Source organism: Neobacillus sp. GCM10023253 (assembly GCF_042653105.1).
GTDB lineage: Bacteria > Bacillota > Bacilli > Bacillales > Cytobacillaceae > Neobacillus > Neobacillus citreus.
Genome location: NZ_JBHSHV010000022.1, coordinates 1 through 10076, shown reverse-complemented (window position 1 = coordinate 10076; position 10076 = coordinate 1). Strand labels below are relative to the sequence as shown.

Annotated in this window: 9 protein-coding genes and 1 pseudogene; all 10 read right to left on the bottom strand. The window is 38.6% G+C overall.

Going from position 1 to position 10076, the window contains the following annotated elements; translation table 11 throughout:
• Positions 1 to 137: 137 nt before the first annotated feature.
• Complete coding sequence (locus tag ACFPA1_RS22375) at positions 138 to 344, bottom strand: glycine zipper domain-containing protein (RefSeq protein WP_378585723.1); 207 nt, start codon at positions 342 to 344, stop codon at positions 138 to 140.
• A 183-nt stretch (positions 345 to 527) separates the two neighbouring features.
• Positions 528 to 731 (bottom strand): DUF1657 domain-containing protein, encoded by a 204-nt coding sequence (locus ACFPA1_RS22370; RefSeq protein ID WP_213146172.1) that lies wholly within the window; start codon positions 729 to 731, stop codon positions 528 to 530.
• A gap of 670 nt (positions 732 to 1401) precedes the next feature.
• Complete coding sequence (locus tag ACFPA1_RS22365; protein WP_378585720.1) at positions 1402 to 1881, bottom strand: hypothetical protein; 480 nt, start codon at positions 1879 to 1881, stop codon at positions 1402 to 1404.
• Between the two features lie 563 nt (positions 1882 to 2444).
• Positions 2445 to 2783, bottom strand: coding sequence for a DUF5655 domain-containing protein (locus ACFPA1_RS22360; protein WP_378585717.1), 339 nt, complete (start codon positions 2781 to 2783; stop codon positions 2445 to 2447).
• 97 nt (positions 2784 to 2880) lie between these two features.
• Positions 2881 to 3115 (bottom strand): annotated as a pseudogene (locus tag ACFPA1_RS22355) (alcohol dehydrogenase catalytic domain-containing protein); the annotation flags it as partial.
• Positions 3116 to 3558: 443 nt separating this feature from the next.
• Positions 3559 to 4491, bottom strand: a complete 933-nt coding sequence (gene bla / locus ACFPA1_RS22350) for a class A beta-lactamase (protein WP_378585714.1) — start codon at positions 4489 to 4491, stop codon at positions 3559 to 3561.
• A gap of 233 nt (positions 4492 to 4724) precedes the next feature.
• Entirely contained in the window at positions 4725 to 6635 is a 1911-nt protein-coding gene (locus tag ACFPA1_RS22345) for a peptidoglycan D,D-transpeptidase FtsI family protein (RefSeq protein ID WP_378585712.1), read from the bottom strand.
• Positions 6636 to 6893: 258 nt separating this feature from the next.
• Complete coding sequence (locus ACFPA1_RS22340) at positions 6894 to 8690, bottom strand: BlaR1 family beta-lactam sensor/signal transducer (RefSeq protein ID WP_378585709.1); 1797 nt, start codon at positions 8688 to 8690, stop codon at positions 6894 to 6896.
• The gene (locus ACFPA1_RS22335; protein ID WP_378585707.1) at positions 8690 to 9079 is read right to left on the bottom strand and encodes a BlaI/MecI/CopY family transcriptional regulator; all 390 of its coding nucleotides are present in this window, start codon (positions 9077 to 9079) and stop codon (positions 8690 to 8692) included. The genes ACFPA1_RS22340 and ACFPA1_RS22335 overlap by 1 nt, the downstream gene beginning before the upstream one ends.
• Before the next feature lie 164 nt (positions 9080 to 9243).
• Complete coding sequence (locus tag ACFPA1_RS22330; protein WP_378585705.1) at positions 9244 to 9795, bottom strand: hypothetical protein; 552 nt, start codon at positions 9793 to 9795, stop codon at positions 9244 to 9246.
• Positions 9796 to 10076 lie beyond the last annotated feature (281 nt).

Sequence of the window (10076 nt, the reverse complement as noted above, 5' to 3'; positions counted from 1 at the left end):
GCATAAATTTTGCTCTTACGAGCAAAAATCCGACAAAAAGGCATCCGAATGGGATCATTCGAATGCCTTTTGTCTACAATCTGGAACTCCCTTTTTGGGAGTCTTAATGCATTTATTTCCCCTTTAGTTAATGCCTATTATTCTCGGCTCGTCGCATCGTCGTTTGACTCATTAGCCCCTTCGCCGACCTTGTTACCGATCGCTCCACCTGCAACAGCTCCTGTAGCTGTACCAAGTGGACCAAGAGTAGATCCCAAAGCAGCACCAGCGACAGTACCGACACCAGTTCCTAAAGCTTCGCCAGCATCGCCATTCACTCGATTACGTTCGTTTTTATCAGCCATTTATCTCACACCTCATTTAAAATAGGCGGCAATTTCCAGCACAATCCCGTAACTTATTTTGCCTCTATGGATAAAATTTACACGGAGATAAATTAGTTTCCATAAACTTTGCAATTCACCATTAGTGAATAAACTTTAAAACATAAATGAGTGACCTTTTAGCCAACCAGATAACATTTGATATTACTGATTATATTGAGGCTCTTCTTGTTGTATTTGTTGAATACGTGGCTCAATACTGTCAATTATAGCTTGAGTTTGTTGTGCCGCATTTTGGTACAATTGCTTTGCTTGCTTATTTTCAGTCTGTAATGCAAATGTTTCAAAACTCGCTTGTGCACTTTTTAACCCAGCTAAAGTTTGGTTTACTTGAGTTGCTACAGTCATTTTTCCTCTACCTCCTTATTATTGAATAACTTACAAATTTTATTTTCTGTTTATAATTAGGAAGTATTACTGGAAAAAATTAGACACAATTATATAACTAATCTTATATTACATTTGAATACCCAAACCCTATACAAGGGATATACATAGGATATTATGTATTAAAATTTAAGTCCATTTTCCTTAACCACCCAAAATGGGTGGTTTTGTATTAGTTCTAATTACCTGATAAAAAACATAAATTTCTCATTGAAGGTTTGCACTACCTTCACCCTCTTGCCGTAGCCAATAGCTACGGGCTTTTTTTACATATACAAAAAAAGCACCAATCTAAAATTTGAGTGCCTTTAATCTTTATTTATTTTAATAAGTAAGCATTACTAAAAAATTTAGGAACTTTGGGCAAAATACTGAAACTCTGAAATCTCCGAGCTCCTCTTGAAACACTCTTTAAAAACCATTGTCTAATGAACATCTGTGGGCACGTGAAGTAGTCTTTTCTTTAACTTTTCTGTATCCGTTATTCGAATAAAAAAAGGACCGACATCGCTGCAATCCTTCTTTAACTCAAGCACCCTTTAGTTTAAGTGAAATTATTCACAACTTATAAAAAAAGCTGCCGAAGAAACTCCTTATTTAAGCTCTTTGTTATCCATAACCTGTTTTTTTATTATTTTCTTATGAGCTTTAGTGTCCAGGGCAGAACAATCCAGAATAGCAACAAATAAAAAGGGATCGAGTAAACAGGTTTCCAATGCTTTAATTTTAAAAATCCAAGTTTCCCCAAAATATATTCTATTAGAAAAGATATTATAGAAAAGAAAATTACCCTGATTAACTTTGTAGGAGTATTATATCGATTTAAAAATAAAATCGCACTTGCAGCTGGTCCAATCACAAACATAAAAATATCAGGTATACCTCCAATTGAGGGATCTCCAGAATCCATTAGGTCAAATATAAAAAATAAGATAATATTAGCCATCCAACCATAAAAACCAATCATTCCAAAAAGTAAAATCCACTCTCTTCGTGAGATATTTTTAGTTGTAGTTACAGAAAGAAATAATAGTATTGATCCTGTTAGATAAATAAACCATGAACCTTTTGCAAATATGTCTAATCTTTTTAATACACCATTCCAGTACATTAAAACCCCTCTTTATATAAGTATAATTATTTTAAATTCAACTGATAAATAACCTTTCTTATTTTTTTCATTACTTACTTATTTATGTAGTTTTGGTAAATAAAGATTAAACTTTTTCCGTTATTGCACAAACCCACCTCTTTGAATTCAATAAAAAAACCATTCCTTCTTGAGGAATAGCCCTAGTTAGCTAAAATAAGGGAACGTTTAGGGTTTAGGTAACGGAATATGAAAGTAAATAATAAAAAGTGCTGTAAACAAAAACGACACCACCCAGGCAGGAATAGGCTTAAGGTAATGAAATCTCAACATAAATACCCATAAAAACTTTACCATGCCGATATTACCAAGGCTAATTAACAACCCTATTAAAATTCCTTTGGTCCAACCATACATAGGAAGAACAGTTACTGATATTAAGAATCCAATCGTAAAACGATTAATAAATGAACCAATAATAACAGTACGGGGAGCATTATTAGTACAGATAATAAACCAAATATTACTTCAGAAATAATTCCTATGAAAATGCTGTTCATTGGTAATAAATTTGATTCCTCTAACTAACCCATCAATTGATATGATTGTTTTAAAAGAATTAAAAACTCTTGATTGAGGTCATCTACACTATCGAATCTAAAGTTATTGTGAAATCTGTTTTTGGAAACTTGTTCAATTTTAGTAATCTTCTCGTGTTCAATGTGATGGTTTGATACTAAATTAAAATCTAACCATTTCTTTTTTGGATGAACTCCTCCAAAGGAAGATTTATTCAAAAGATGAATAGAAGTCTTTTTTAACTCAATTTCAAATGGTCCTATTTCTTTTAATAAATCGAGGATTTTTGAATATATTTCATAAACATTAGGTGCCTTATTTGAGAATAATTCATCTTCTGACATATTGCCATTACCTACTTTCACCTTAACATTTAAAATTGTATTACCTTTATTTTGCCTCTTTTTACATCATTTTACCATTACCTTTATTCAACTAACATGTAACTTTAGTTGAATAACGAAAATGAAAAAGGACTAAGTCATTCCCTAAGATAAGAGGCATTTTATATTTAACTAACAATTTCACTTTCCCATCACGTATATCTTAAAATCAACAGGATTAATACTAGCTGCATGAATTTCTGCGAGTACCTCATATTCACCAATTTCAGGTGTGGGCATTTCTGCAAATGCATGGGAACTTTCCCATACCGATCAATAACCATTGCTCTCATAGCCTATACCTTCAAATAATGGGTGTTTACATTCCATCATTCAATAAAAGTTCTGCATGAACTTATCAATATCCGTCACAAGCGTTCTTAATAAACCTAATCAATTCACTCACCTCCTTAGACGAACAGACCTCAAACGGAATCTTAGGGTCATTAGCACACTCAGCCTACCATCTCGGAGCTATCCGTCAAATGACCAAAGCTGTTAAAGTTCCAAGCCAGAAATAATCACATCGAACAAAAAACAGCGATCCGTATTTAAACGTTTCGCTGTTTTTTATATTGGTTGTCTCGCAGTATTAAGCTTGTTTTCTATATTTTTTGGTGCAGTCTTTTTAAACAATTCGAAAATGATTCTGACGATGCAGTTAATGCCCAACTAAGCGGAAGCATAAGACAGGAACTGTTTTGAGAATTGTGATGCGTAAATTTGATGATCTGTCCTACTTCAGAGCGTTAAGTGCCACCTTGGCCGCTTCTGCGATCAGCGCATTGTCAAAGGTGGCATTCTGTGTATCGCGGCTGGATAGAACGGCGATGACAATGGGAGCTCTATTCGGCGGCCAAACAATCGCAATGTCATTCCGCGTTCCATAGCTTCCTGCGCCGCTCTTATCAGCGACTTCCCAGCCGGTGGGTGCACCAGCCCGGATCAAGGCATCTCCAGTGGCATTTTCTCGCATCCAATCTGCCAGGAGCGTACGTTTTTCAGCGGGGAGCACGTCGCCGACTGCGAAAGCCTGAAGGCTGGTTGCAAGTGCTTTTGGCGTGCTGGTGTCACGTCTGTCTCCAGGAACAGCTGAGTTCAAATCCGTCTCGTAGCGATCAGCTTGGGTTACGTGATCGCCAATCTGCCTCAATGCTGCTTCAAACCCCTCAGGGCCTCCCAATTTCTCAAATAAAAGGTTCCCTGCAGTGTTGTCACTATATCGAACAGCCGCCTCAATCACTTCCCGAAGAGTCATCCCGGTATCTACGTGAAGGCTTGTGACCGGTGAATACGCAACGATGTCCTCACTGTTGTATGTGACTAACTCGTCGAGTTGATCAATTGAGTAATGCTGCAGCAAGGCACCTGCGGCTAGAGCTTTGTAAGTAGATGCGAAAGCGAACCGCTCTTGAGGCCGATAGGAGACCTTCCGATTTGTACCTGTATCGATCGCGTAGACTCCAAGACGGGCATCATATTTATCCTCAAGTTTTGCAAACTCACGGTGTATTTGGGGTGCTGGTATTTTCCTGACTACTTTTTCGGGCTTGTCAGAAAGGTTATCGGTAGTCATCGACCAGCCGGCGAGCGGAACAATGGCAACCACCAGCACAAGCAGGGTAATTATAAAGCTTTTTATGTTAAAAATATCACTTGTTTTCCTCATAGTCTTTACCTCTTTCTATTAATATTTGAAGTTCTGAAAATTGAATAAGTGGCTGATTCTATTCAATCTCACTTTTCCAGCTCCTTAAAAAACTGCCCCGAATTGCTGGGGAGGAAAGGAATCCCTCCTTTCTACAATTTGATTACATGCGTAATAGTAGGCTACGCACTAAATACTACATATGTAGTATTCATTGCACACTTAATACTACACCTGTAATAAAAAGATGTCAATCATTTTGCAGTTGGCTGTCCTTTTTCCTTAAGGTCAAAATATGCTCGAAAGACCCGCTGGCTGATGATATTCGCTGCACTGTGCGGCTGAGCATAACCATCACGGTAGGCATTTGGCACAATAACGGCAACGGCAATCTCGGGATCATCGAATGGAGCATATCCAGCAAAAGAAAGATTCCAAGTCTTCACCCCATTTTTATAGGATTCCGAGGTCCCGGTTTTACCCGCGGCATTGTACGGTTCGTCTTTAAAATATCCTCTCGCTGTTCCTTTGGAACCATGGGTGACCAGCCAAAAACCTTGTTGAACCCGCTTAAGCATCTCCCCATTCATATCCACCTGATTAAGCACCACTGGTTCGATTTCATCGATTACGTTACCCGGTTCATCGCCATTCTTATTGGGCTCCCGAATCGCCTTCACCAATTGGGGCTTCATCCGGTACCCTCCATTAGCAATCGTTGTGATATACTGGGCAATTTGCAACGGTGTATAGGTATCTAGTTGTCCGATGGCAATCTGAAAGTAGGTGCTTGGATTGGTTCCTTTAATTCCCGCAGTTTCATTATCAAAACCAATACCGGTCGGGATGCCCAAACCAAATTGGTTGAAATAATAGCGGATCGTTTCAATTTTTTTCGGATCGATATTTAATGTGCCATTGGGGACATACTTGCCGCCCATCATTTCAATCGCGGTTTTCCACATATACACGTTTGATGAACGCTCTAATGCCTCTAACTCGTTAATTCTGTTCATGACTTGGTAAGAGGAGAAGGTTCCGGACCCCTTAAACCGCATGACTTCATCCAGCTCGGTTTCCCCGAAATCCCTGACACCCGTTTGGTATCCGGTTAATACGGTGGCCCCTTTGACAACGGACCCCTGTTCAAATGCATAAGTGAAGGTTCCCGGGGTAAAATCGGTGAACTGCCCGGACTTCCTGTCATACACTTTTCCTGACATCGCTAGAATCCGGCCAGTTTTTGGTTCCATTGCCACGACAAAGGCAGTGTCAAGCGTATCCGTATGCGGCTTTTGGATGGCACTGACTAACTCTTCCTGCATGATTTTTTCCACCTCGGCCTGAAACTGCATATCAATGGTCAGAACCAGATCCTTACCGCTCTTCCCTTCCGAAACCGTCTCTGTACTTACCACATTTCCATTTTGATCGGTCACTGTTTTTACTTTTTCCTTTTGGCCTTGTAACACACTATCATAAAGCTCTTCAATATAGCTTTTTCCGACACGGTCATTCAGTTTGTATCCTTTGGCCGTATAGTAATCTACCTTTTCTGCCGGAAGACCTTCCTCTGCACTCGTTACTTCTCCAAGCATATTCCAAAACGTTTCCCCGTAGGTGCGGCCCCTCTTCCAATCGGTCGTCACATCCACCCCAGGGAGGTTATCCAGATTTTCATTGACCTTTGCAAATTCTTCTTCTGTTACATTTTCATTTTTGACCATCGTCGGAGTTAAAGCGGTGGCGGATGAAAGGTTCCGGTAGATGGCCGCCAGGTTTTTATCGATTTTCTCAAGATTGCTTTCGGTAATGCGATTCAATTTTAAATGATATAAATCCTTGTCATTCAGCTTTTCCTGTTTGTATAATTTCTCCTCCTTCTTTGTGATTAAATCCGTGCCATTGTTATGTTCTAGCAGCCAGAGATCTTTCAAATCCCGATCGGTCACTTTATTGATCTCTTTATCCGTCATGACCAGGAAGGTATTTAACTTTTTAGCCAGTTCTAGCAATTCGCCCGGCTGCGGATTTCTCGGCGGTGTATAGATAATCGCCTTTTCCGGAATATTGTAGACTACTAACCTATCGTTCGTGTCGTATATTTTTCCGCGTGGAACAGAATAACTGACAGGCGTCACATCCGTCTTCTCAGCTTGAGCCACAAAGGCTTCTCCTTTAAAAATTTGAATAAACCCCAGGCGGAGAATTAAGATGGAAAAAAGTACAAGGACCACGAAAAAGAGACTAGTCAGTCTCCATCGAGTTTTACTTTTTACTATATTTTCTTTTTGCTTCAAAACGTATCAGCCCTTTCCTATTGGGAAGCTTGTGTAAATGGTGAACTCCAAATATTACATTTGTAGTATTTTGGGGGGCAAAAAACACCCAAAAAGAATGATATATCCTTTCTGGGGTTATTTTTAATAAATCTGTTTATTATGCAGAATCTGCTTGGCAATCTCCGCTGCCTTACTTCCCTGGGCTAGACCATCCTTATTTTGAATATTAATGGCAAAATAAAAACGATCATTACCTTTATCGACAAAGCCAATAAACCAGCCATTTACATTCTTGCCATTAACCATGCCGGTACCCGTTTTACCGTACAACCGCTCATTCTTTTGTTCATCTATTAAAAGTGCCTTTTTTACCTCTTTGATATTTTCCGCTTTAAACCCCCATTGATTTTCATCGAATTGGTGTAATAATTGGACTTGTTCAATGGGTGATATTTTTAAGGAAGATTCCATCCAGTAACTATCCAGATCCCCTGAAAGATCCTCATTCCCGTATTTTATCTTGTGAAAATAATCCTGCAGCGGCTTTCTGCCTACCTCTCGATCGGTATTCTGGAAATACCAATTCACGGAACGGCTTAAGGCAGTCGCTAAATTTTGATTTTGATTCCATTCTGGAAAAGGATAAATTTTCCCATCCCAAACCTGGTTATTGTTATTGGGGGAAATCACATTGGATTCCAATGCAATTAAGGCAGAATATATTTTATAGGTACTATCAGGAGAAATCCTCTGTTCACTCATCTCTCGATTATATATTTGATATTGGTTCTTCGAGGGATCATATAAAACAAAGCTGCCCCTATAGCCCTTAAAATAGGAGCTTAGATCTTCATCGGCCACATTCTTCCCGTTAAACTGATACACCTCATTTGGGCTGGCAATAACGGTGGTGATTGGAGCAATGAATAGCACAACCATTCCTAAAACAGCACAGATGACCTTGCTTTTCCATTTCAGTAATAGAGAATCTCTAGAGAAGCTTGCAATGCACTGGATTCTTTGTTTGATTTGTTTTTTTGTCCCACCTATACCTGGAGCAAACTGTTTAAGGGTACGATCCTGCTTTTTATCTGCAAAACGAATGATGGTATATCCATATTCGATATATCCGCTCTCATCCAAGAGATTTAAAACGGACGCATCACAGGCCAATTCCCGATCCATTCGAATCCTTTTTAAGGCATACCAGACGAATGGGTTAAACCAATAAAGAATATGAACGATCCACATGGCGTAATTAACGAATAGATCTTTGCTTTTATGATGATGCAGCTCGTGCAAAAGCACGTATTTTAATTCATTTAACGAAAATGCTTCTTGCGTTTTGCTTGGTAAAAAAATATAGGGCTGAAAGATCCCGAACGTGATCGGCGAGGAAATAAGAGAAGTCTCGCGCAACCTTATGTTTCTTTTCACCCCAACCATCTCTTTGCACGCTTCTAATAGATCATTTAACTTTTCGTTATGAACAGCCGCAGCTGACTTTTTGATTTGATGGATTTGATAGCTTGAATAAACAGCAGCCCCAACCATAAGAACCACTCCAATGACCCAAACCGTAAAAAATGTATGGTAGACGAAATCTGGCGTTGACTTGTTTACCGATACCGTGAAATCATGTAATAAATTGCTGTTTGGCGCCTGAGAGGCAGCCACTCCATTTATCCTTTCACTCTTCAATGCCATGTCTTTATGAAAAAAAAGTAAGCTCTTAAAATAGTGAATTCCTTCTCCAAGACGAAAATAATTCCAAGGTAAAAAGGAAGCAAGGATGGGAATGCAAAGAAAATACCAAATATGATAATGTGCTTTCACCGTCATATGATGGTTTAACAGCTTTTTGATTGACAGAATCAAGAAAATAAGGAGGGATACCACGACTGTACTTACTAAAATCCGCAGCAGCATGGTATCCATTATTTCTCTCCTTCTTTCTTATCCCTCATAGACAATATTTTCTTTAGTTCCGATATTTCTTCATTCGATATCTCATCATTTTCAATTAAATTTAACACCATTGAATTTAACGTGCCGCCGAAAAACTGCTGCAGAAAGGATTTACTTTTCTGCCCGACATATTCTTTCTCTTCAACTAGTGAAGTATAAACAAACACCCGGCCATCTTTTCTTGCGTGCAAAGCCTTTTTCTTGACCAAGCGCGCCAGCATCGTGTGAATGGTGTTTGGCTTCCAATCACTCTTATTCGATAATTTATCCACAACCTCAGGAGTCGAAATCGGCTCATAGTTCCAAATAACTTTCATCACTTCATATTCTGCTTCTGATATTTGTGGAATTTGCTTCATGATAATCCCCCTACTTTTACAACTGTAGTATTTATTATAGCAAGACAGTCCTAATACATAAAGAATTTAGCATATGGTAAATAATCCTCCTTGTGGACCGAGACGGTGATGGTATTGCATGTGACCAATAATAAGTTAAAGCTGCAGGATCCTGCAGCTTTTGTTTATACATCTACTGATATCACATCTGCAATATGAAGAGGGTTTTCCGAAAAAATGCAATATAGGTCGATAACACCGTTATGCAGCTTAGTGTTTCGTATAACTAATCCTTCGTATCTCTGGTTCATAAGATTTTTTCGAAATGCCGCATTGGCTTCTTCTTTATTTAACAGGGCAGCATTGTCCCCCCAGGTGGGGTTCCTTTTACTGGATCCGAAATAATCACAGTATTGGTCGCGTTCCCTCATAAACAAATCATAGGAATCCTCAGAATCTGATTGGTATTCCTTAAGATTTGGTTCATCCATAAATACTTTGTAAATAAATCCTCTGACCGGCTTTTCAACTTGCACCACTTTAGGGGTTCCGTCCTCCCAAAATTCCGTCTCTGATTTTTGAATAACATTCTCAGTTCCGATAGGAAAAGGTTTCGCCGAAGCGCTATCCGAAGTAAACCAAAATCCAATCGTGTCGATATCATTATTTAATTTTTGAACAACCGTTTCTTTATTAAAATGGTTAAATTTCCTTATAGAACCATGATAAACAATCATTAACATGCCCCCTAATATTAAATTACCCAAAATTTGGATATCCATTTAGAATAATTCCATTGAGTTACATTAACAATCCGAAATCGTTCTAAACTTCCAAAAAAATAAGAACTATAGAGCCGTCTATCCGGTTAAGCTGGCGATTTCAACCCATACGGATTTACAAAATAAAATAAACACTAGATAAGTAATCTAGTGTCAGACTGTCGACAAATTCGAAAAACTTCGGGTTTGCTGGCAGTCTTTTTTGTATAATTAAGGTATAGAGATTTTTATGGGGT

Coding starts and splice junctions, on each gene's coding strand:
- ACFPA1_RS22375 (WP_378585723.1), bottom strand. CDS start 344: ATGGCTGATAAAAACGAACGTAATCGAGTGAATGGCGATGCTGGCGAA.
- ACFPA1_RS22370 (WP_213146172.1), bottom strand. CDS start 731: ATGACTGTAGCAACTCAAGTAAACCAAACTTTAGCTGGGTTAAAAAGT.
- ACFPA1_RS22365 (WP_378585720.1), bottom strand. CDS start 1,881: ATGTACTGGAATGGTGTATTAAAAAGATTAGACATATTTGCAAAAGGT.
- ACFPA1_RS22360 (WP_378585717.1), bottom strand. CDS start 2,783: ATGTCAGAAGATGAATTATTCTCAAATAAGGCACCTAATGTTTATGAA.
- bla (WP_378585714.1), bottom strand. CDS start 4,491: ATGAGGAAAACAAGTGATATTTTTAACATAAAAAGCTTTATAATTACC.
- ACFPA1_RS22340 (WP_378585709.1), bottom strand. CDS start 8,690: ATGGATACCATGCTGCTGCGGATTTTAGTAAGTACAGTCGTGGTATCC.
- ACFPA1_RS22335 (WP_378585707.1), bottom strand. CDS start 9,079: ATGAAGCAAATTCCACAAATATCAGAAGCAGAATATGAAGTGATGAAA.
- ACFPA1_RS22330 (WP_378585705.1), bottom strand. CDS start 9,795: ATGATTGTTTATCATGGTTCTATAAGGAAATTTAACCATTTTAATAAA.